This is a genomic window from Pseudomonas sp. PME37.24/025 (assembly GCF_055556615.1).
Map to the genome: position 1 here is coordinate 55,981 of NZ_JBVHNK010000006.1, position 20,420 is coordinate 76,400.

The 20,420-nt window shown below is 60.5% G+C and carries 18 protein-coding genes; 15 read left to right on the plus strand and 3 right to left on the minus strand.

The window, feature by feature from the left end; translation table 11 throughout:
- Position 1 precedes the first annotated feature (1 nt).
- The gene (locus ACZ3HH_RS12330; RefSeq protein ID WP_465804917.1) at positions 2 to 1,039 is read right to left on the minus strand and encodes an ABC transporter ATP-binding protein; all 1,038 of its coding nucleotides are present in this window, start codon (positions 1,037 to 1,039) and stop codon (positions 2 to 4) included.
- A gap of 240 nt (positions 1,040 to 1,279) precedes the next feature.
- Positions 1,280 to 2,431, minus strand: coding sequence for a putative ABC transporter substrate-binding protein YdcS (gene ydcS, locus ACZ3HH_RS12335; RefSeq protein ID WP_460147822.1), 1,152 nt, complete (start codon positions 2,429 to 2,431; stop codon positions 1,280 to 1,282).
- Between the two features lie 324 nt (positions 2,432 to 2,755).
- Between ydcS and ACZ3HH_RS12340 the strand changes: the two genes are divergently transcribed.
- The 15 genes from ACZ3HH_RS12340 to ACZ3HH_RS12410 all read left to right on the plus strand — a co-directional run bounded on the left by ACZ3HH_RS12340 (position 2,756) and on the right by ACZ3HH_RS12410 (position 19,377).
- A complete protein-coding gene (locus tag ACZ3HH_RS12340; protein WP_465804919.1) occupies positions 2,756 to 3,478 on the plus strand; it encodes a tellurite resistance TerB family protein in 723 nt (240 codons plus the stop codon).
- 326 nt (positions 3,479 to 3,804) lie between these two features.
- Complete coding sequence (locus ACZ3HH_RS12345) at positions 3,805 to 5,427, plus strand: methyl-accepting chemotaxis protein (protein ID WP_465804921.1); 1,623 nt, start codon at positions 3,805 to 3,807, stop codon at positions 5,425 to 5,427.
- Positions 5,427 to 5,963: a chemotaxis protein CheW gene (locus tag ACZ3HH_RS12350; RefSeq protein WP_465804923.1), complete on the plus strand. Its 537-nt coding sequence runs from the start codon at positions 5,427 to 5,429 to the stop codon at positions 5,961 to 5,963. Before ACZ3HH_RS12345 ends, ACZ3HH_RS12350 begins: the two co-directional genes overlap by 1 nt.
- Entirely contained in the window at positions 5,960 to 7,243 is a 1,284-nt protein-coding gene (locus ACZ3HH_RS12355; protein ID WP_465804925.1) for a CheR family methyltransferase, read from the plus strand. The genes ACZ3HH_RS12350 and ACZ3HH_RS12355 overlap by 4 nt, the downstream gene beginning before the upstream one ends.
- Positions 7,240 to 7,923, plus strand: coding sequence for a chemotaxis protein CheW (locus ACZ3HH_RS12360; RefSeq protein WP_465804927.1), 684 nt, complete (start codon positions 7,240 to 7,242; stop codon positions 7,921 to 7,923). Before ACZ3HH_RS12355 ends, ACZ3HH_RS12360 begins: the two co-directional genes overlap by 4 nt.
- Positions 7,920 to 10,208, plus strand: a complete 2,289-nt coding sequence (locus ACZ3HH_RS12365) for a response regulator (protein WP_465804929.1) — start codon at positions 7,920 to 7,922, stop codon at positions 10,206 to 10,208. Before ACZ3HH_RS12360 ends, ACZ3HH_RS12365 begins: the two co-directional genes overlap by 4 nt.
- Entirely contained in the window at positions 10,205 to 11,215 is a 1,011-nt protein-coding gene (gene cheB, locus ACZ3HH_RS12370; RefSeq protein WP_465804931.1) for a chemotaxis-specific protein-glutamate methyltransferase CheB, read from the plus strand. The genes ACZ3HH_RS12365 and cheB overlap by 4 nt, the downstream gene beginning before the upstream one ends.
- A 48-nt stretch (positions 11,216 to 11,263) precedes the next feature.
- Positions 11,264 to 12,265 carry a diguanylate cyclase domain-containing protein gene (locus ACZ3HH_RS12375; RefSeq protein WP_465804933.1) on the plus strand — a complete coding sequence of 334 codons (1,002 nt, stop codon included), beginning with the start codon at positions 11,264 to 11,266 and terminating at the stop codon, positions 12,263 to 12,265.
- Between the two features lie 106 nt (positions 12,266 to 12,371).
- Positions 12,372 to 13,467, plus strand: a protein-coding gene (gene prfB / locus ACZ3HH_RS12380; RefSeq protein ID WP_095920368.1) for a peptide chain release factor 2 whose coding sequence is annotated in 2 segments (ribosomal slippage) — positions 12,372 to 12,443 and positions 12,445 to 13,467 — 1,095 coding nt in all. Because the reading frame shifts where the segments join, the coding sequence is not laid out codon by codon here.
- Between the two features lie 110 nt (positions 13,468 to 13,577).
- The gene (lysS, locus tag ACZ3HH_RS12385) at positions 13,578 to 15,080 is read left to right on the plus strand and encodes a lysine--tRNA ligase (RefSeq protein WP_123719880.1); all 1,503 of its coding nucleotides are present in this window, start codon (positions 13,578 to 13,580) and stop codon (positions 15,078 to 15,080) included.
- A gap of 103 nt (positions 15,081 to 15,183) precedes the next feature.
- Positions 15,184 to 15,900, plus strand: coding sequence for a TetR/AcrR family transcriptional regulator (locus ACZ3HH_RS12390; protein WP_465804936.1), 717 nt, complete (start codon positions 15,184 to 15,186; stop codon positions 15,898 to 15,900).
- A gap of 205 nt (positions 15,901 to 16,105) precedes the next feature.
- Entirely contained in the window at positions 16,106 to 16,660 is a 555-nt protein-coding gene (locus ACZ3HH_RS12395; protein ID WP_465804938.1) for a hypothetical protein, read from the plus strand.
- 37 nt (positions 16,661 to 16,697) lie between these two features.
- On the plus strand, positions 16,698 to 17,975 hold the full coding sequence (locus ACZ3HH_RS12400; RefSeq protein WP_465804940.1) for a flavohemoglobin expression-modulating QEGLA motif protein: 1,278 nt from the start codon (positions 16,698 to 16,700) through the stop codon (positions 17,973 to 17,975).
- A gap of 161 nt (positions 17,976 to 18,136) precedes the next feature.
- Positions 18,137 to 19,051, plus strand: coding sequence for an alpha/beta hydrolase (locus tag ACZ3HH_RS12405; RefSeq protein ID WP_465804942.1), 915 nt, complete (start codon positions 18,137 to 18,139; stop codon positions 19,049 to 19,051).
- Complete coding sequence (locus tag ACZ3HH_RS12410; RefSeq protein ID WP_367374316.1) at positions 19,048 to 19,377, plus strand: hypothetical protein; 330 nt, start codon at positions 19,048 to 19,050, stop codon at positions 19,375 to 19,377. Before ACZ3HH_RS12405 ends, ACZ3HH_RS12410 begins: the two co-directional genes overlap by 4 nt.
- 252 nt (positions 19,378 to 19,629) lie before the next feature.
- On the opposite strand, the gene lptF is transcribed toward ACZ3HH_RS12410, so the two are convergent.
- Complete coding sequence (gene lptF / locus ACZ3HH_RS12415) at positions 19,630 to 20,418, minus strand: lipotoxin F family OmpA-related lipoprotein LptF (RefSeq protein ID WP_465804944.1); 789 nt, start codon at positions 20,416 to 20,418, stop codon at positions 19,630 to 19,632.
- Positions 20,419 to 20,420: the final 2 nt, after the last annotated feature.

The window sequence follows — 20,420 nt, forward strand, 5'->3', positions numbered from 1 at the left end:
CTCACACCCCGCCCACAACATTGTCGTGCAGCGGGATCATCGCCTCGCGCGCCCAGCGGGCGCTGATGCGCTGCCCGGTCTGATGTTGCGCGCTGACGTCCAGCCACTGGACGTTGGCCTGGCTGATGTTCAGCGTCTGGCCGTTTTCCAGTTTCAGTTCATAGCGAGTGGCGCTGCCCTGGTACTGGATGTCGTGCAGCAGGCCGCTGACTTCGATTTCATGGCTGGCCAGCGGGCCTTCGGCGAAACGCACGTGTTCCGGGCGGATCGAAAACGGCTGTGGATTGCCGCTCAACTGCTGCGCCAGATCGCCGCGAATCACGTTGGAAGTGCCGACGAATTCGGCGACGAAAGTGGTTGCCGGTTTCATGTACAGGTTACGCGGTGTGTCGACCTGTTCGATGCGGCCCTTGTTGAACACCGCCACACGGTCGGACATCGACAGCGCTTCGGTCTGATCGTGAGTGACGAAGATGAAGGTAATGCCGAGCTGGCGTTGCAGCTTCTTCAGCTCGCCCTGCATTTGCTCGCGCAGTTTCAGATCGAGGGCGCCCAAGGGCTCGTCGAGCAGCAGTACGCGAGGGCGATTGACCAACGCGCGGGCCAGGGCTACACGCTGACGCTGGCCGCCGGAGAGTTGCACCGGTTTGCGCTCGCCGTAGCCGCCGAGGGCGACCATGTCGAGGGCTTCTTCGGCGCGTTTTTGGCGTTCGGACTTGCCGACACCTTTGACTTTCAATCCGTAGGCGACGTTGTCGAGTACGTTCATGTGCGGGAACAGCGCGTAATCCTGGAACACGGTGTTCACGTCGCGCTGATACGGCGGCAGCCCGGCGGCTTCGGCGCCATGGATGCGGATGGAGCCGGTGCTCGGTTGTTCGAACCCGGCGATCAGGCGCAGGCAAGTGGTTTTGCCCGAGCCGGAGGGGCCCAGCAGGGAAAAGAACTCGCCGTCCTGAATATCGATAGAAACCCGGTCAACGGCCTTTACTTCGCCGAACTGACGGGAAACGTTGGTGAACTGGACTGCAAGCGTCATGGTGCGGAGCTCCGAAAAGGCGAGGGTCGTCACAGTGGGCCTTGCCTGGACTTCTGAAAAACCTGAAACGGTGTGCTTTTGTGGCGAGGGAGCTTGCTCCCGCTGGAGTGCGTAGCACTCCCCAAAAGGGTCAATGCGGTTTACCTGAAAGACCGCAGTGACTGCTTTGGGGCGGCTTCGCCACCCAGCGGGAGCAAGCTCCCTCGCCACAAAAGCTCATCTGCCACAGGGGCCGGTGTGTTACCTGCCGCCCATAATCGCAATGTAATCCTGGGTCCAGCGGCTATAAGGCACAAACTTGCCGCCCTCAGCCTGCGGGGTTTTCCAGAAGGCGATCTTCTCGAACTGGTCGAAACCGTTGGTCTTGCAACCCTCGGCCCCCAGCAGTTCGCTTGCCTTACACGCCGCCGGGACCGCCGGCAGCGAGCCGAACCAAGCAGACACATCACCCTGGACTTTCGGTTGCAGCGACCAGTCCATCCACTTGTAAGCGCAGTTCGGGTGCTTGGCCTCGGCGTGCAACATGGTGGTGTCGGCCCACCCGGTGGCGCCTTCTTTCGGGATGGTCGAGGCGATCGGCTGTTTCTCGTTCATCAGACCGTTGACCTGATAGGGCCAGGAGCTGGAAGCCACCACGCCTTCGTTCTTGAAATCACTCATCTGCACGGTGGTGTCGTGCCAGTAGCGGTGGATCAACTTTTGCTGGGCGCGCAGCAAGTCGAGAACGGCCTTGTATTGTTTTTCGTCGAGCAGGTACGGATCCGTGATGCCCAGTTCCGGCTTGGCGGTTTTCAGGTACAGCGCCGCGTCCGCGATATAGATCGGGCCGTCATACGCTTGCACGCGGCCCTTGTTGGATTTGCCGTCGGACAGCTTCTGCTCTTCGAACAGCACGCCCCAACTGGTCGGCGGTTGCGTGAACACCTTGGTGTTGTACATCAGCACGTTCGGGCCCCATTGATACGGGGTGCCGTAAGTCTGCTTGTTGACCACGTACCACGGTGCATCCTTCAGGCGCGGGTCGAGATTCTTCCAGTTGGGAATCAGTGCGGTGTTGATCGGCTGCACACGCTTGCCGGCGATCAGGCGCAGGGAGGCGTCGCCGGACGCCGTCACCAGGTCGTAACCGCCCTTGGCCATCAGGCTGACCATTTCATCGGACGTGCCGGCCGTCTTGACGTTGACCTTACAGCCGGTTTCCTTCTCGAAACCGGTCACCCAGTCGTAGGCCTTGTCGGTTTCGCCCCGTTCGATATAGCCAGGCCAGGCGACGATATCCAGCTGACCTTCGCCGGCACCGACAGCTTTCAGCGGTTCGGCGGCCTGCAGGCTGGTGCTGGCCAGTAGCGCCGTGGTGATTGCACTGAGCAGTGCGGTCTTGTGCACAAGCATGGTGAACCCTCTTCTTTAAATTATGGTCGGGGCAGTGAACGGGGTGATGCGCCGTGAGTGGCTTGTTATTAGCTTAGTGCGCTTTGTGAGAGGCAGATTGAGGCCGGGCTGTCTTATGGATTTATCCAGCCTAGTGCGCGGTTTCACGGTCGACAAATCTCAAAGGCTGCATTGGGTGAAATAGTTTGCGTGGGGCACGTTCCCGGCTGTTTTCCTAAACGTGAGCAACATCTGGAAGCACTCTCATCGAGAGACGGCGGGCACTTTCGATCTAGGCTGGTGGCCTTAAAGATCCGGTTAACCCGAATTCGTGGAGGCAGCAAAATGAACACTCGTGGATTGCTCGATCAACTACTCAAATCCGGTCAGGATCTGTTGCAGAACAAGGCTGGTGGCACCCAGAACAAGGCGTCCAGCGGTGGTTTGGGCGGTTTGCTCGGCGGCAGCGGTAGTTCCGGCGGCCTCGGCAGTTTGCTCTCAGGTGCCGGCGGCGGTGCGTTGGCGGCGGGCGCCATGGGCCTGTTGCTGGGCAGCAAAAAGGCTCGCAGTGTTGGCGGCAAGGCCCTGGCTTACGGCGGTCTTGCGGCATTGGGCGTAATTGCCTACAAGGCGTACGGCAACTGGCAGGCCCAGCAGGGCACCGCAGCCCCAACCGAGCCGCAAACTATCGACCGCTTGCCGGCGGCCCAGGTCGAGCAACACAGCCAGGCGATCCTCAAGGCGTTGGTCGCCGCGGCCAAGGCTGACGGTCATGTCGATGAGCGTGAGCGTCAATTGATCGAAGGCGAGTTCAGCAAGCTCGATAATGATCAGGAGCTGCAACACTGGCTGCACGCCGAACTCAACAAACCGCTGGACCCGAACGACGTCGCCCGCGCCGCCAGCACCCCGGAAATGGCGGCTGAAATGTACATCGCCAGTGTGATGCTGGTGGATGAGGAGAACTTCATGGAGAAGTCCTACCTCGATGAGCTGGCGCGGCAGTTGAAGCTGGAACCGGGGTTGAAGGCGGAGTTGGAGAAGCAGGTGCGTCAGGCTTCTATGTAGGTATTCAGACCGCCTGGCCCGCGAAAGCGGTGTGTAAGGCAACAGATTTTCACTGGGTGGATGCCATCGCGAGCAGGCTCGCTCCCACAGTAGATCTGCAGTGAACACACCGTCTGTGTGCGACGGTAATCAACGTGTGAGAGCGAGCCTGCTCGCGATGGCGTCTTCGGCCGCGACAGCTTTCCCCAATGACCGATTCACGGTCCGTTTCTGCCGAATCCCGGCCTTTCGCAGGCCGAATGAGAAGCGGAGCTCAGCGTCTGATAAATGAAACACCGCCCTCGGCTATACTCCCCCGCAATTTGACCCCGCACCGAGGACTGACTGTGAAGAACTGGACGTTGCGCCAACGCATTTTGGCGAGCTTTGCGGTGATTATCGCGATCATGCTGTTGATGGTCGTGGTGTCTTTTTCCCGGCTGATGAAGATTGACGCTGGCGCGGACAGGGTTCGCACCGATGCGGTTCCCGGGGTGTATTTCAGTTCGATGATCCGCGGTGCCTGGGTCGACAGTTTTAACCTCACCCAGCAGATTGTCGGCCTTTCCGGCCATCGCGAAATGACCGCCGCCGACCAAGCCATGTACAAGAGCTTCGAAGAGCGCTTGGACGAGCAGATGGCCAACTATCGCAAGACCATTTTCACACCGGACGATCAGGCCCTCTTCGACGAGTTCGAAGCGCGTCATCAGCTCTACAATCAAGAAATGACCAATGTCCTCGACCTCTATCAGCGCAAAGAGTACGAGGCAGCGCGTCTTGCCCTGGAGCAAAAGCTCACGTCGGCCTGGGTCAATGGGCGCAAGCAGTTGAACGGCCTTCTTGAAAATAATCACGCCCTGGCTGAACAATCCACGCTGGCCATCAGTGATGCGGTGACGGCCGCAAAAATCAGCATGGGCGTCTCTTTGCTGGTGGCGATTATCGTCGCCGGCCTCTGTGGCCTGCTGCTGATGCGCGCGATCATGGCACCGATGAATCGTATCGTGGATATCCTCGAAGTCATGCGCACCGGCGATCTCAGCAGTCGCCTGGATCTGGATCGCAAGGATGAGTTCGGCGCGGTGGAAACCGGCTTCAATGACATGATGACCGAGCTCACCTCGCTGGTGTCCCAGGCCCAGCGCTCCTCGGTGCAGGTCACCACGTCGGTCACGGAAATCGCCGCGACATCCAAGCAGCAGCAGGCCACCGCCACCGAAACCGCGGCCACCACCACCGAAATCGGTGCGACATCGCGAGAAATTGCCGCCACCTCGCGGGACCTGGTGCGCACCATGACCGAAGTCTCCACCGCCGCCGATCAGGCCTCGGTGCTGGCCGGTTCTGGTCAGCAAGGCCTGGCGCGCATGGAAGACACCATGCACTCAGTGATGGGCGCAGCGGATCTGGTGAACGCCAAACTGGCGATCCTCAACGAGAAGGCTGGCAACATCAATCAGGTGGTGGTGACCATCGTCAAAGTCGCCGACCAGACCAACCTGTTGTCCCTGAACGCCGCGATCGAAGCCGAGAAGGCTGGTGAATATGGTCGCGGGTTTGCCGTGGTTGCCACCGAAGTGCGGCGTCTGGCGGATCAGACAGCAGTGGCCACCTACGACATCGAGCAGATGGTGCGCGAGATCCAGTCGGCGGTGTCGGCCGGGGTCATGGGCATGGACAAGTTTTCCGAAGAAGTGCGTCGTGGCATGTCCGAGGTGCAGTCGGTGGGCGAGCAGTTGTCGCAGATCATCCATCAGGTTCAGGCGCTGGCACCACGGGTATTGATGGTCAACGAAGGCATGCAGGCCCCGGCTACTGGCGCCGAGCAGATCAACCACGCGTTGGTGCAGTTGGGCGATGCCAGCAGCCAGACCGTCGAGTCTCTGCGTCAGGCCAGTTTCGCCATCGATGAACTGAGCCAGGTGGCCGTGGGGCTGCGTGGCGGCGTTTCGCGATTCAAAGTCTGATGAGTGAACTCGCGGTCAAACGCGGCGCGGTGATGCCGGTGAAACAATCGTTGTTTCTGGTGTTCCGCATCGGCAACGAGCGTTACGCCTTGCAGGCCATCGAAGTGGCCGAAGTGCTGCCGCAACTGCCGATGAAACCCATTCCCCGAGCGCCGGACTGGGTGGCGGGGGTGTTCGCCTATCGCGGCGCGGTGGTGCCGGTGATCGACCTCAGCGCCCTGACGTTCGGCCAACCGGCCCAGGCTCGCACCAGCACGCGTCTGGTGCTGGTGCACTATCGGCCGGATGAGGCGACGCCTGGGCAATTGCTCGGGCTGATTCTGGAACAGGCCACCGACACGTTGCGCTGCAACCCGGCAGACTTTCAGCCTTATGGCCTGGACAATCGCCAGGCGCCATATCTGGGCCCGGTGCGCGAAGATGCCCAGGGTTTACTGCAATGGGTGCGGGTTGCCGATTTGCTGGACGAACAGGTCCGCGCCTTGTTGTTTCCCTCGCCGCCGTTGGACCTGGCGCAGTTTGAGGAGCAGGGATGAGCAGCGATCAAAGATTTTTCGATTTCCTCAAAGAACGCATCGGCCTCGATGTTGGCTCGGTCGGCCCCGCGATCATCGAACGCGCGGTGCGTCAGCGCTGCACGGCGGCTCGGGCGCTGACGGCCGATGAGTATTGGCACACTCTGCTGGGCTCGCGTGACGAACAACAGGCGTTGATCGAAGCGGTGATCGTCCCCGAGACCTGGTTTTTCCGTTACCCGGAATCCTTTGCCACGCTGGCGAAACTGGCGGCCAAGCGGCTGGTGGCGATCAATAACATGCGCGCCCTGCGGATTCTCAGTCTGCCGTGTTCCACCGGCGAAGAACCGTACTCCATCGCCATGGCATTGCTCGATGCCGGGCTGGCGCCGCACCAGTTCAAGGTTGACGGCATGGATGTCAGTCCGCTGTCGGTGGAAAAAGCCAGGCTCGCGCTGTACGGCAAAAACTCGTTTCGTGGCCAGGATATCGACTTTCGCGAGCGGCATTTCACGGCTGAAAACGACAACTATCGCCTCAGCGGGCGCGTGCTTGAGCAGGTGCGTTTACAAGTCGGCAATCTGCTGGATCCGGCCTTGCTGGCCAGTGAGCCACCTTATGACTTCGTGTTCTGCCGCAATTTGCTGATCTATTTCGATCAGACGACCCAACAGCAAGTGTTCGAAGTGCTCAAGCGCCTGACCCACGTCGACGGCGTGCTGTTTATCGGCCCGGCGGAGGGCAGTCTGCTGGGGCGGTTCGGCATGCGCTCGATTGGTATCCCGCAGTCATTTGCCTTCAGTCGTCAAAGTGCGCCGGAACCGCTGGCAACCTTCGTGCCGACGCCGCTGGCGCTTCCGGTGCAACAACCGGTGCGCAGCGTGACACCGCCACCAGTACGCAGTCGGCCTTTCGCGACGGTCGTGCCGATGCCTCAGATCGCCGCCAACCCTTCGAAATCCATTCCTTCGGACGCCGCCACGCTGCTGGCGAACATCGCCGCGCTGGCCAATGAAGGCAAAAGCGCCGAGGCCCGCGCCGCGTGCGACAGTTATTTGCGCAGTCACGAGCCGGTAGCGCAGGTGTTCTATTGGCTGGGGCTGCTCAGCGATGTCGCCGGCAGCGCTCTCGAGGCTCAGGGTTTTTATCGCAAGGCGCTGTACCTCGAACCACAACATCCCGACGCATTGATGCACCTGGCGGCCTTGCTGCAGTCCCAGGGCGACACGGCCGGTGCCAGACGATTACAGGCCCGCGCCGCCCGCAGCGAGCGCGCCGCTGACAGTGAGCGTAAACGATGAACGCCGCCGACACCTTGAGCGTCACCCATGAAGATGCCCAGGCCATCGATGACTGCTGGAACCGCATCGGTATTCACGGCGACAAGTCCTGCCCGCTGCTGAGCGAGCACATTCATTGCCGCAACTGTGCGGTGTATTCGGCTGCCGCCACGCGCTTGCTCGACCGCTATGCGTTGCAGCAGGACGACCGCGAGCAAGTTTCCACAGTGGCCGGGAGCGATGTGAAAACCCGCTCGCTGCTGATGTTTCGCCTCGGCGAAGAATGGTTGGGCCTGGCCACTCGCAGCCTGGTCGAAGTGGCGCCGCTGCAGGCGATTCACTCCTTGCCGCATCAGCGCTCCCGAGCGTTGCTCGGCGTGGCGAATGTGCGCGGTGCCTTGGTGGCGTGCCTGTCGCTGGTGGAACTGCTGGGGCTCGACGCCACCAGTGGCGTGGCGTCCGGCGCGCGGGTGATGCCGCGGATGCTGATCATTGCCGCTCACGGCGGGCCAGTGGTGGTGCCGGTGGACGAGGTCGACGGGATTCATGCCATCGACGAGCACATTCTCGATGCGGCGTCTCAGTCCGGCACCCAGGCCAGCGCCAAATACACCCGTGGCGTTTTGCAATTCAAAGGTCGCAGCCTGCGTTGGCTGGATGAAGAACAGCTGCTGTCCGCCGTGACCCGGAGCCTCACATGACCCCCGAGCAAATGCGTGACGCCTCTTTGCTGGAACTGTTCAGCCTGGAAGCCGAGGCCCAGACCCTGGTGCTGAGCGCAGGCCTTTTGGCGCTTGAGCGTGATCCGACCCAGGCCGATTACCTTGAGTCGTGCATGCGCGCGGCCCATTCGCTCAAAGGCGCGGCGCGGATTGTCGGTGTCGATGCCGGGGTCAGCGTTGCCCATGTGATGGAAGATTACCTGGTCAGCGCCCAGGAAGGGCGCCTGTACCTGCGGCCCGAACACATCGATGCACTGTTGCAAGGCACCGATCTGCTGATGCGGATTGCGACGCCGGGCAACGCTCCGGCGCCTGCGGATATCGACGCTTACGTCGTCTTGATGGGACGGTTGCTTGATCACATGGCGGCCACGGCCCCCATGACGCCGCCGATGGCAGAACTTCAGCTGGAACCGCCGACGCCCAAGGTTGAGCCGCCCATGCCGGCCACCACCGAAGCTCCCCCGGCAGCACCCGCCGAGCCAGCGCCCACGACTAAACGCACCACCGAAAATGGCGAACGCGTATTGCGCGTCACGGCCGAGCGCTTGAACAGCCTGCTCGACCTGTCGAGTAAATCCCTGGTGGAAACCCAGCGGCTCAAGCCGCACCTGGCCACCATGCAGCGCCTTAAACGCATGCAGAGCAACGGCTTGCGGGCGCTGGAAAACCTCAACGTCCATCTCAAGGACCATGCCTTGAGCCTCGAAGCCCAGGAAGCCTTGGGCGATGCCCGTCGGTTACTGGCGGAGTCCCAGCAATTGCTGGTGGAAAAGAACGCCGAACTGGATGAGTTCGCCTGGCACGCCAGCCAGCGGGCGCAGGTGTTGTATGACACGGCGCTGGCCTGTCGCATGCGGCCATTCGCCGATGTGCTGAGCGGGCAAGTGCGCATGGTCCGCGATCTCGGCCGCAGCCTCGGTAAGCAGGTGCGGCTGGAGATCGAGGGCGACAAGACTCAAGTCGATCGCGACGTTCTGGAAAAACTCGAAGCGCCGCTGACGCACCTGCTGCGCAATGCGGTGGATCACGGCATCGAAACCCGGGAACAACGGCTACTGGCCGGTAAGCCGGAGGAAGGCCTGATCCGTCTGCGCGCGTCCCATCAAGCCGGTCTACTGGTGTTGGAGCTCAGCGATGATGGCAATGGCGTCGACCTGGAAAAGCTGCGCCGCAACATCGTCGAGCGGCAGTTATCCCCAGCCGAGACCGCCGCTCAGTTGAGCGAAGAGGAGCTGCTGACGTTCCTGTTTCTGCCGGGTTTCAGCCTGCGCGACTCCGTTACTGAAGTTTCCGGACGCGGCGTTGGCCTGGATGCGGTTCAGCACATGGTTCGCCAATTGCGCGGCGCCGTAGTACTGGAGCAGACGGCGGGCGCGGGCAGCCGCTTTCATCTCGAAGTGCCGCTGACCCTGTCGGTGGTGCGCAGCCTGGTGGTGGAAGTCGGTGACGAGGCGTATGCCTTCCCGCTGGCGCACATCGAGCGCATGTGCGACCTGGAGCCTGCGGACATCGTGCAGGTCGAAGGCCGGCAGCACTTCTGGCACGAAGGCCGGCATGTCGGGCTGGTCGCCGCCAGTCAGCTGTTGCATCGCCCGGCGAGCCAGAACAGCACGCAAACCCTCAAAGTTGTGGTCATCCGCGAGCGCGAGGCGATCTACGGGGTAGCGGTCGAGCGGTTTATCGGCGAGCGAACGCTGGTGGTGCTGCCGCTGGACGAGCGCCTGGGCAAGGTGCAGGACATTTCCGCCGGAGCCTTGCTCGACGACGGCTCGGTGGTGCTGATCGTCGACGTCGAAGACATGCTGCGTTCGGTGGACAAACTGCTCAATACCGGGCGTCTGGAGCGCATTGCCCGGCATGCCAATCAGGCCGTCGAAGCGGCGCGTAAACGGATTCTGGTGGTGGACGACTCGCTGACTGTTCGTGAGTTGCAGCGCAAATTACTGCTCAATCGCGGTTACGACGTCGCCGTGGCCGTGGACGGTATGGATGGCTGGAACGCCCTGCGTTCGGAGGATTTCGATCTGCTGATCACCGACATCGACATGCCGCGCATGGATGGCATCGAGCTGGTGTCTTTATTGCGTCGCGACAGTCGCCTGCAATCCCTGCCGGTGATGGTGGTGTCCTACAAGGACCGCGAAGAAGACCGCCGCCGTGGACTGGACGCCGGAGCCGACTATTATCTAGCCAAAGCGAGTTTTCATGATGACGCTTTGCTGGATGCAGTGGTTGAGCTCATTGGAGGCGCGCGGGCATGAAAATCGCTATCGTCAATGATATGCCCATGGCGGTAGAGGCTTTGCGCCGCGCTTTGGCGTTCGAACCGGCGCACGAGGTGGTCTGGGTCGCCGGCAATGGGGCCGAGGCGGTGCAACGTTGCACTGAATACACCCCGGATCTGATCCTGATGGATTTGATCATGCCGTTGATGGACGGTGTGGAAGCGACCCGGCGAATCATGGCCGAGACCCCGTGCGCGATTGTCATTGTCACTGTCGACCGCGAGCAGAACGTGCATCGGGTGTTCGAAGCCATGGGCTACGGCGCGCTGGATGTGGTCGATACCCCGGCTATCGGGGCCGGCAATCCCCAGGAAGCCGCCGCACCGCTGCTGCGCAAGATCATGAACATTGGCTGGCTGATCGGCGACCATAGCAATCGGGTGCGATCGGCGCCGAGCTCGCACCGCCACTCGTCCTCGCGCCAGCGTTTGGTGGCCATCGGTTCATCCGCCGGTGGCCCGGCGGCGCTGGAAGTGCTGCTCAAGGGCCTGCCACGGGATTTTTCGGCGGCCATCGTGCTGGTCCAGCATGTGGATCAAGTGTTCGCCGCCGGCATGGCCGAATGGCTGGCCAGTGCCAGTGGCCTGAACGTGCGCCTGGCCCAGGAAGGCGAACCGCCGCAAAGCGGCACGGTCCTGCTGGCCGGGACCAACCATCATATTCGCTTGCTGAAAAACGGCACGCTGGCCTATACCGCCGAACCGGTCAATGAAATCTATCGGCCTTCGATCGATGTGTTTTTCGAGAGTGTGGCCAGTTACTGGAGCGGTGACGCCGTGGGCGTTCTGCTGACCGGTATGGGGCGCGACGGCGCGCAGGGGCTTAAACTCATGCGCCAGCAGGGCTACCTGACCATCGCCCAGGATCAACAAAGCAGTGCGGTGTACGGCATGCCGAAGGCGGCTGCGGCCATTAACGCGGCTGTGGAAGTTCGCCCACTGGACAAGATAGCGCCACGATTGCTGGAGATCTTCTCAAAATGACTATCATTAGCAGCAATCGTGGCCAAAGCAGTACTCAGGTGACCGCACATGAATGACTTACAGCTCGACGACTTCAAAACCGATGAAAACGCCGCCATGGTGCTGTTGGTGGACGATCAGGCGATGATCGGCGAGGCAGTGCGGCGTGGTTTGTCGAACGAAGAAAACATCGACTTCCATTTCTGCGCCGACCCGCACCAGGCCATCGCCCAGGCGATTCGCATCAAGCCGACGGTGATCCTTCAGGATCTGGTCATGCCCGGCCTCGACGGCCTGAGCCTGGTGCGCGAATACCGTAATCACCCGGCGACCAAGGACATTCCGATCATTGTCCTGTCGACCAAGGAAGATCCACTGATCAAGAGCGCGGCGTTTGCCGCCGGCGCCAATGATTACCTGGTCAAGCTGCCGGACAACATCGAACTGGTGGCGCGCATCCGCTATCACTCGCGCTCCTACATGACCCTGCTGCAGCGTGACGCGGCGTACCGCGCGCTGCGGGTCAGCCAGCAGCAGTTGCTCGACACCAACCTGGTGCTGCAACGCTTGATGAACTCCGATGGCCTGACCGGACTGTCGAACCGCCGGCATTTCGACGAATACCTGGAGCTGGAGTGGCGGCGCTCGCTGCGGGACCAGACCCAACTGTCGTTGCTGATGATCGATGTCGATTACTTCAAGTCCTACAACGACAGCTTTGGTCACCTTGAAGGCGATGAGGCGCTGCGCAAAGTCGCCACGGCGATTCGCGACGCCAGCTCCAGACCTTCGGACTTGCCGGCCCGTTACGGCGGCGAAGAGTTCGTCCTGGTCCTGCCCAACACCTCGCCGGGTGGTGCGCGGCTGGTGGCGGAAAAACTGCGCCAGACCGTGGCCGGGTTGAAGATCCCGCACATTTTCCCGATCGAAGGTTCGAGCCTGACCATCAGCATCGGCCTGTCGACCATGACCCCGCAGCCGGGCAGCGATTGTCGGCAATTGATCTTGGCGGCGGACAAGGGGCTGTATCTGGCGAAGAACAATGGGCGTAATCAGGTGGGGATTGAATGAACCATCAGGTTCATTCGCCGCTAAAGCCGCCAGGCGGGCTGCCTTGACAGCCTGATTACGGTATACTCGCCGGCTTTCAAAAGTTCGCCAACGAGTGCTGCCCGCCATGGAAATCAACCCGATCCTTAATAGTATCAAGGACCTGTCCGAGCGCTCCGAAACTATTCGGGGGTATCTTTGACTACGATCAAAAGCATGAGCGTCTGACTGAAGTCAATCGCGAGCTTGAAGATCCGTCTGTCTGGAACAACCCGTCGTACGCTCAGGAGCTGGGCCGCGAGCGGTCGCTGCTGGCTCAGATCGTCGAAACCCTCGACGAAATGCACAGCGGCCTGGCCGATGCCAAAGACCTGCTGCTGATGTCCGCCGAAGAAGAAGACCAGGCCGCCGTCGATGACGTCGCTGCCGAAGTCGAGCGTCTGCGCGAGTCCCTGGAAAAACTTGAATTCCGTCGCATGTTCAGCGGTGAGATGGACGCCAACAACGCCTACCTGGACATCCAGGCCGGCTCCGGCGGTACCGAGGCTCAGGACTGGGCCAACATCCTGCTGCGCATGTACCTGCGCTGGGCCGACAAACGCGGTTTCGACGCGACCATCATGGAGCTGTCGGCCGGTGAAGTCGCCGGTATCAAAGGCGCTACCGTGCACATCAAGGGCGAATACGCCTTTGGCTGGTTGCGTACCGAAATCGGCGTGCACCGTCTGGTGCGCAAGAGCCCGTTCGACTCTGGCAACCGTCGTCACACCTCGTTCTCGGCCGTGTTCGTGTCGCCGGAAATTGATGACAACATCGAAATCGACATCAACCCGTCGGACCTGCGCATCGACACCTACCGCTCCTCCGGTGCCGGTGGTCAGCACGTTAACACCACCGACTCGGCCGTACGGATTACCCACGTACCGACCAATACCGTGGTCAGCTGCCAGAACGAACGTTCCCAGCATGCGAACAAAGACACCGCGATGAAAATGTTGCGGGCGCGTTTGTATGAGCAGGAAGTGCAGAAGCGCAACGCCGCTTCCCAGGCCCTGGAAGACACCAAGTCGGATATCGGCTGGGGTCACCAGATCCGTTCGTACGTGCTCGATGCCTCGCGGATCAAGGATCTGCGTACCAACATCGAACGCAGCGACTGCGACAAGGTGCTCGACGGCGACATCGACGAATACCTGGTGGCCAGCCTGAAACAAGGGCTGTAAGTCATGCAATACGGGACCCGCTGACTCGGCGCGATCCCTGTGGGAGCGGGCTTGCCCGCGATCCCCAGCCGCAGGCTGGGGGCAACGAACCTGATGGAATATTTAAAGACATGAGCGACCTACAACTCGACCCGCAAGCCCTGCAACAGGAAGAAAACTCCCTGATCGCCCTGCGCAAGGAAAAGCTTGCTGCCGAGCGCGCCAAGGGCAATGCCTTCCCCAACGACTTCCGCCGCGACAATTACTGCGAAGATTTGCAGAAACAGTACGCGGACAAGACCAAGGAAGAGCTGGCAGAGGCTGCGATCCCGGTCAAGGTGGCGGGTCGCATCATGCTCAACCGTGGCTCGTTCATGGTGATTCAGGACATGACCGGGCGGATTCAGGTTTACGTCAACCGTAAAACCCTGTCCGAAGACACCCTGGCCGCGGTGAAAACCTGGGACATGGGCGACATCATTGCCGCTGAAGGCACCCTGGCGCGTTCCGGCAAAGGCGACCTGTACGTCGAAATGACCAGCGTGCGCCTGCTGACCAAGTCGCTGCGCCCGCTGCCGGACAAGCACCACGGCCTGACCGACACCGAGCAGCGCTACCGTCAGCGTTACGTTGACCTGATCGTCAACGAAGATGTGCGCCAGACCTTCCGCGTTCGCTCGCAAGTGATTGCGCACATCCGCAGCTTCCTGATGAAGCGTGACTTCCTGGAAGTGGAAACGCCGATGCTGCAGACCATTCCAGGCGGCGCGGCGGCCAAGCCGTTCGAGACTCACCACAACGCGCTGGACATGGAAATGTTCCTGCGTATCGCGCCTGAGCTGTACCTCAAGCGCTTGGTAGTCGGCGGTTTCGAGAAAGTGTTCGAGATCAACCGCAACTTCCGTAACGAAGGCGTTTCGACGCGTCACAACCCTGAGTTCACCATGTTGGAGTTCTACCAGGCTTACGCCGACTACGAAGACAACATGGACCTGACCGAAGAGCTGTTCCGCGAACTGGCTCAGCTGGTTCTGGGCAGCACCGACGTGCCTTACGGCGACAAGGTGTTCCACTTCGGCGAGCCGTTCGTGCGTCTGTCGGTGTTTGATTCGATCCTCAAGTACAACCCTGAGCTGACCGCTGACGACCTGACTGACATCGACAAGGCCCGCACCATCGCCAAGAAGGCCGGCGCCAAGGTGCTGGGCTTTGAAGGTCTGGGCAAACTGCAGGTAATGATTTTCGAAGAGCTGGTCGAGCACAAGCTGGAGCAGCCGCACTTCATCACCCAGTACCCGTTCGAAGTGTCGCCGCTGGCCCGTCGTAACGACGAGAACCCGAACGTCACCGACCGTTTTGAACTGTTTATCGGCGGCCGCGAAATCGCCAATGCCTACTCCGAGTTGAACGACGCGGAAGACCAGGCTGAGCGCTTCATGGCGCAGGTGGCCGACAAGGACGCTGGTGACGACGAAGCCATGCACTACGACGCCGACTTCGTTCGCGCGCTGGAGTACGGCATGCCGCCGACTGCCGGTGAAGGGATCGGCATCGACCGTCTGGTGATGTTGCTGACCAACTCACCGTCGATCCGGGACGTGATCCTGTTCCCGCACATGCGGCCACAAGCGTAAGTGTTTCAATTAAAAAGCCGCCTATAACAGGCGGCTTTTTATTGCCTGTCTGGTACAAACGTATCAATTGGTTACTTTTGACGTTTAGAGAGGAATATCTGTCGTGAATCGTGCAATTGCTCAAGAAGGTGCAGCGGGTATCGCCACTGCGGTCGCTGAAAGTGTTCAGTACCAGGGCCGCAAAGCCAGCCGACAGGGCAGTGAACAGCGTCGACAGGACATTCTTGACGCGGCGATGCGCATTGTCGTGCGCGATGGAGTGCGGGCCGTGCGACACCGTGCAGTAGCCGCTGAAGCGGGTGTGCCGCTGTCGGCCACTACGTACTATTTCAAGGACATTGATGACCTGCTCACCGATACCTTCGCCCAATACGTGGAGCGTAGCGCGGCGTTCATGGCCCGGTTATGGGCCAGCAACGAAGGCCTGTTGCGCGAGATGGTGGTCAGTGGCGATGGCACCCCCGAGTCCCGCTCACAGCTGGCGGACGATATCGCACGGCTGATGGCTGACTATGTTCATCGGCAATTGATCAATCGCCGCGAGCACTTGATGGCCGAACAAGCCTTCCGCCAGGAAGCGTTGCTCAACCCGCGTCTGGCGTTGTTGGTGCGCTCCCATCAGCAAATTCTCCTGCAGGGCACCTGCCAACTTTTTGAAGTATTGGGTTCCCGTGAGCCACAACAGGATGCCAAAGTGTTGACTGCGATTATCGGACGGATGGAATATCAGGGCCTGCTCAACGACGCCGAGCCTGTTGCCGCAGAGGAAATGCTCGGCATCCTCAACCGCTACATGCATTTGGTGCTGGCGTCGGTGTAACCCCGGCAGGTGCTTCACCCTGTGGGAGATCTGTGGCGAGGGGGCTTGCCCCCGTTCGGCTGCGAAGCAGTCGCAAAGCTTTTGGGGCCGCTTCGCGACCCAACGGGGCGATGCGGCGTTCCGACAAGCCCCCTCGCCACAGAAGCTCGCTCCCACAGGGGCCGGTGTCGGTTTAAGGTCGCGATGTGTCGATAGGGAGTGTTGAATGAAAGCCTGGCGCGTCATTGTGATCGCCTTGTCGATCCTGCTGCTCAGTGGCTGTCTGGTGACCTTCAAGGAGCCGCTGCCCGCCAGCGAGCCCGCGCCCAAAGGGCTGCTCGGCAAATGGACCAGCACCAATGCCTGGGGCGAGCCGATGAACCTGGAACTGACGCGCATCGGCGACAATCGCTATCAGGCGATCAGCTACTTCAAGGCCAAGCCCCATGAGCGTGAAGCCTATCCGTTCACCGTGTCGCGCCATGGCAATCGTTGGTACCTGTCGGCGAAAGTGCCAGCGCAGTTCGGCGGGAACTTCACCATCACTGGTTTCGAGCTCAACGATAAGCACGAACTGGTGGTCTATAACCTCGACCTCGAGCAGATTAAACAGGCCATGGGCCAAGAAGCCCTCAGTGGCCAAGGCTTCCGGACCGATGACGGCGACGGGGTGTTGATCAACAACAGCCTGGATCAGGTGTTCGCCTACCTCGATGACCCGGCCAATTCCGATGTTTTCGTCGAAGCGGTGCGCTACCAGCGCCTGGCCAAAGCCAAATAAACCCAGCACGTAAACGGTTTTTCTACAGGAGTTTCGGGTGGACGATTACCAGCAGACGATACGCATTTTGTCCGATCGCATAGTGCTGGCGCAGACGCCGATTCGCGTTCTGGATGCGGTCAAGTGGGACGACAGCATTCGCAAGGGGTTCTTCAAAGGCAAGGGCAAGGAAATGCCGGCCGTGGACCGCGACTATTACCTCAATCGACCGCTGGCATTTGATTCCAGCAAAGTGAAGCTGGAATTCCAGAATATCGAGCGCGACATCACCCGCCAGCTCGGCCAGTTCAACCCGGTCGGCCAGATCATGCGCCGCATGTGCAAGGAATACCGGATGGTGGTGCGCATGCTCGAAGCGCGCGGCACCGAGGATTTCGGGCTGATTTCCCAGGAGTTGTATGGCGCGGCGTCCGATGCGTTTCACGCCGGCGACCCGACCCTGGCCGATCTGGGCCTGATGCTCTCCGATTACCTGAACAACATCGATGGCCGTGGCGACCTCAAGGACGAACCGAAAGTCCTTACCGCCAAGGAGGCCGTCGACCTGCTGCAGCATCGGTTGAACAAGGTGTTTGGCGAGGCCGAGGAAACCATTCGGGTATTCGAATCCGACGGGATCGTCGCCGATGCGGCGGCCGGCGCTGACTACATCAAGATCCGCGCCGACGCGATGTTCAACGACCGCGACGTGCGTGCGCTGGAAGTCCACGAAGGGCTGGTGCATGTGGGCACCACGCTCAATGGCCTGAATCAGCCGATCTGTACCTTCCTGTCCAAAGGCCCGCCGTCGTCCACCGTGACCCAGGAAGGCCTGGCGATCCTGATGGAAATCATCACCTTCGCCTCTTATCCGAGCCGCCTGCGCAAACTGACTAACCGCACCCGTGCCATTCATATGGTGGAGGAGGGCGCGGACTTCTTGCAGATCTACGATTTCTTCTGTGAGCAAGGCTTCGAAATGGCCGAAAGCTACGGCAACGCCAGTCGGGTTTTCCGTGGCTCGGTGCCGACCGGTCTGCCATTTACCAAAGACTTGTCCTACCTCAAGGGCTTTATCATGGTTTACAACTACATTCAGTTGGCCGTGCGTAAAGGCAAATTGGAGCAGATACCGCTATTGTTTTGCGGCAAAACCACGCTGGAAGACATGCGGACCTTGCGCCAATTGGTGGACGAAGGCTTGGTGGTGCCGCCCAAGTACCTGCCCGACCAATTCCGTGACATGAACGCGCTGTCGGCCTGGATGTGCTTCTCCAACTTCCTCAACCACCTGAGCCTGGACCGGATCGAAGCGGATTATTCCAATATTTTGTGAGCAACGAATCCCCTTGTGGGAGCGGGCTTGCCCGCGATAGCGATGTCACATTCACCATTAATGTTGAATGTTAAGTCGCCATCGCGGGCAAGCCCGCTCCCACAGGTAAATCATTTATCACAGGATCGTGTTCCAACCCATTTTTCGCGAGGCTTCACCGGATGAGAATCCTCGGCATCTTTTGCCTGCTCCTGGCCCTCGGCGGTTGCGACTCTCTGCTGTTCTACCCCGAGCCCGGCCAGCCGTTCACCCCGGGAAAAGCCAAACTCGAATTCCGCGACGTCACCCTGATCACCGCCGACGGCCTCAAGCTGCATGGCTGGTGGCTGCCGGCGAAAAAAGGTGTCGAGGTCAAAGGCACGGTGCTGCATTTGCACGGCAACGGCGGCAACCTGGCGTGGCATTTGGGTGGGAGCTGGTGGTTGCCGGAGCAGGGCTATCAGGTGTTGCTGGTGGACTATCGCGGGTACGGTTGGTCCGAAGGTAAACCCGCGTTGCCGGCGATCTATCAGGACATCGATGCCGCGTTCAAATGGCTCGACCAGGCCCCGGAGGTCAAGGGCAAGCCGTTGATCCTTCTCGGTCAGAGCCTTGGCGGTTCGATGGCCGTGCATTTCCTGGCCCAACATCCCGAGCGCCAGCGGCAACTCAAGGCGTTTGTGCTCGATGGCGTGCCTGCCAGTTACCGCGATGTCGGCCGTTTTGCTCTGAGCACGTCGTGGATGACCTGGCCGTTCCAGGTGCCGTTGTCCTGGTTGGTGCCGGACGGCGACAGCGCGATCCATTCCATGAAACAGCTTAACGGCGTACCGAAACTGATTTATCACAGCATCGATGATCAGCTGGTGCCCCTTTCCAACGGCATCCGACTGTATCAAGCTGCGCCGCCGCCGCGAGTGCTGCAACTGACCCGGGGCGGTCATGTGCAAACCTTCGCCGACCCGGTCTGGCAAAAGGTCATGCTGCGTTACCTCGAAGACCCACAGCATTTCAACGGTCTGCGCCGCCTGGGTGAGATCCCGAATTACCCGGCACCCCCGAATTCTGAAGATGAACCACCAGAGAGTCCGCAATGAGTGAAGAACGTAACGCTATCCCGCTGATCATCACCGGTATTTGCAGCATCCTCGGCACCGTTGGCGCCCTGTGGTGGTACGGCTACCTGCACTTCGCCAAACCCGAAGATGCCTTGCTGCTCAGCGACTTCACCATGCTCAAGACCGTGCCGGGCGAAGACTACAAGGTCTCCCTGGAACCGGCCCCACAAGTGGCCCAGTGCATCGATGGCGTGCTGGTGCTGTTCGACACCGAACAGAAAGGCCTGACCGGCGTGTTGATCAACGGCAAGAAAAAAGCCGTGCGCTGCATGGGCCAGGAAACCCCGCAAAAACTCGAGCAATAAGTCTCGCATCCATCGGCAACGATGAACCCTTGTGGCGAGGGGGCTTGCCCCCGTTCGGCTGCGAAGCAGTCGTGAGACCATCCCACCAGATATACCTGACAAAACGCGAATGCGGGTTTTAGGGCCGCTACGCGCCCCAACGGGGGCAAGCCCCCTCGCCACAGGGTGTTTGCCCACAGGTCGAGTGTTCAGCCAATTAAAAGCCCCGCCTGATCAATTCAGGCGGGGCTTTTAAGTTTCAGCGTGGCCAGCTTACTTGGCGCTGATTGCCGAACGCGGGACGACCGGCTGGTTGTCATTGGAAATGGTCACTTCCACCCGACGATTCATTGCGCGGCCCGAAACACTGGAGTTCTCCGCCACCGGGTATTCCTTGCCATAACCCTGGACCACGATGCGCGCAGGGTCGACACCCATCTTGATCAGGGCCACTTGCACCGAGGTCGCACGACGCTCGGACAGCGACTGGTTGTACAACGCCGAGCCAGTACTGTCGGTGTAGCCTTCGACGATCACTTTACGGTCCGGGTTTTCCTGGAGGAACTGCGCCAGTTTGTTGATGTTCACCAAGCCGTTGGACTTCAGGTCCGCCTTGTTGGTGGCGAACAGCACATCGCCAAACGTCACCAGCGTGCCGCGATCGGTCTGTTTGGCGTTCAGGCTGTCCTGCAGCTGTTTGATCTGCTGGTCGCGGGCATCCAGACGAGCCTGGGCCCGTTGTGCCGCGGCATTTTTCAGGTTGTTTTCAGCGGTGCGCAGGGCGATGGTCTGCTTGGCCACTTCTACACGCTGATTGGTCAGATAAGCCAGTTGGTCGACCTTGGCCTGGTCTTCCCTGTCCAGGTAAGCCTTGTCGGCCTTGTCCAGGTATTCGCTGGCGTCTTTGGTTTCCAGCGCCGCGACTTTGCTGGCTTGCGGGTTGGCTTGCAGGCCGGCGTAGTTGGTACGGGCTTGCTCCAGGTTCGCGTTGGGCGGTGTGGAGCAGGCAGCCAGTGCAACACTTGCGGCCAGGAGGGCGGGGATCATCAATTGTTTGCGCATAA

Excerpts from the sequence above, each read along its gene's own strand:
- lptF (WP_465804944.1), bottom strand. The coding sequence starts at position 20,418 with ATGCGCAAACAATTGATGATCCCCGCCCTCCTGGCCGCAAGTGTTGCA.
- ACZ3HH_RS12405 (WP_465804942.1), top strand. The coding sequence starts at position 18,137 with ATGAGAATCCTCGGCATCTTTTGCCTGCTCCTGGCCCTCGGCGGTTGC.
- ACZ3HH_RS12410 (WP_367374316.1), top strand. The coding sequence starts at position 19,048 with ATGAGTGAAGAACGTAACGCTATCCCGCTGATCATCACCGGTATTTGC.
- ACZ3HH_RS12365 (WP_465804929.1), top strand. The coding sequence starts at position 7,920 with ATGACCCCCGAGCAAATGCGTGACGCCTCTTTGCTGGAACTGTTCAGC.
- ydcS (WP_460147822.1), bottom strand. The coding sequence starts at position 2,431 with ATGCTTGTGCACAAGACCGCACTGCTCAGTGCAATCACCACGGCGCTA.
- ACZ3HH_RS12395 (WP_465804938.1), top strand. The coding sequence starts at position 16,106 with ATGAAAGCCTGGCGCGTCATTGTGATCGCCTTGTCGATCCTGCTGCTC.
- ACZ3HH_RS12360 (WP_465804927.1), top strand. The coding sequence starts at position 7,240 with ATGAACGCCGCCGACACCTTGAGCGTCACCCATGAAGATGCCCAGGCC.
- ACZ3HH_RS12340 (WP_465804919.1), top strand. The coding sequence starts at position 2,756 with ATGAACACTCGTGGATTGCTCGATCAACTACTCAAATCCGGTCAGGAT.
- cheB (WP_465804931.1), top strand. The coding sequence starts at position 10,205 with ATGAAAATCGCTATCGTCAATGATATGCCCATGGCGGTAGAGGCTTTG.
- ACZ3HH_RS12350 (WP_465804923.1), top strand. The coding sequence starts at position 5,427 with ATGAGTGAACTCGCGGTCAAACGCGGCGCGGTGATGCCGGTGAAACAA.
- ACZ3HH_RS12375 (WP_465804933.1), top strand. The coding sequence starts at position 11,264 with ATGAATGACTTACAGCTCGACGACTTCAAAACCGATGAAAACGCCGCC.
- lysS (WP_123719880.1), top strand. The coding sequence starts at position 13,578 with ATGAGCGACCTACAACTCGACCCGCAAGCCCTGCAACAGGAAGAAAAC.
- ACZ3HH_RS12355 (WP_465804925.1), top strand. The coding sequence starts at position 5,960 with ATGAGCAGCGATCAAAGATTTTTCGATTTCCTCAAAGAACGCATCGGC.
- ACZ3HH_RS12330 (WP_465804917.1), bottom strand. The coding sequence starts at position 1,039 with ATGACGCTTGCAGTCCAGTTCACCAACGTTTCCCGTCAGTTCGGCGAA.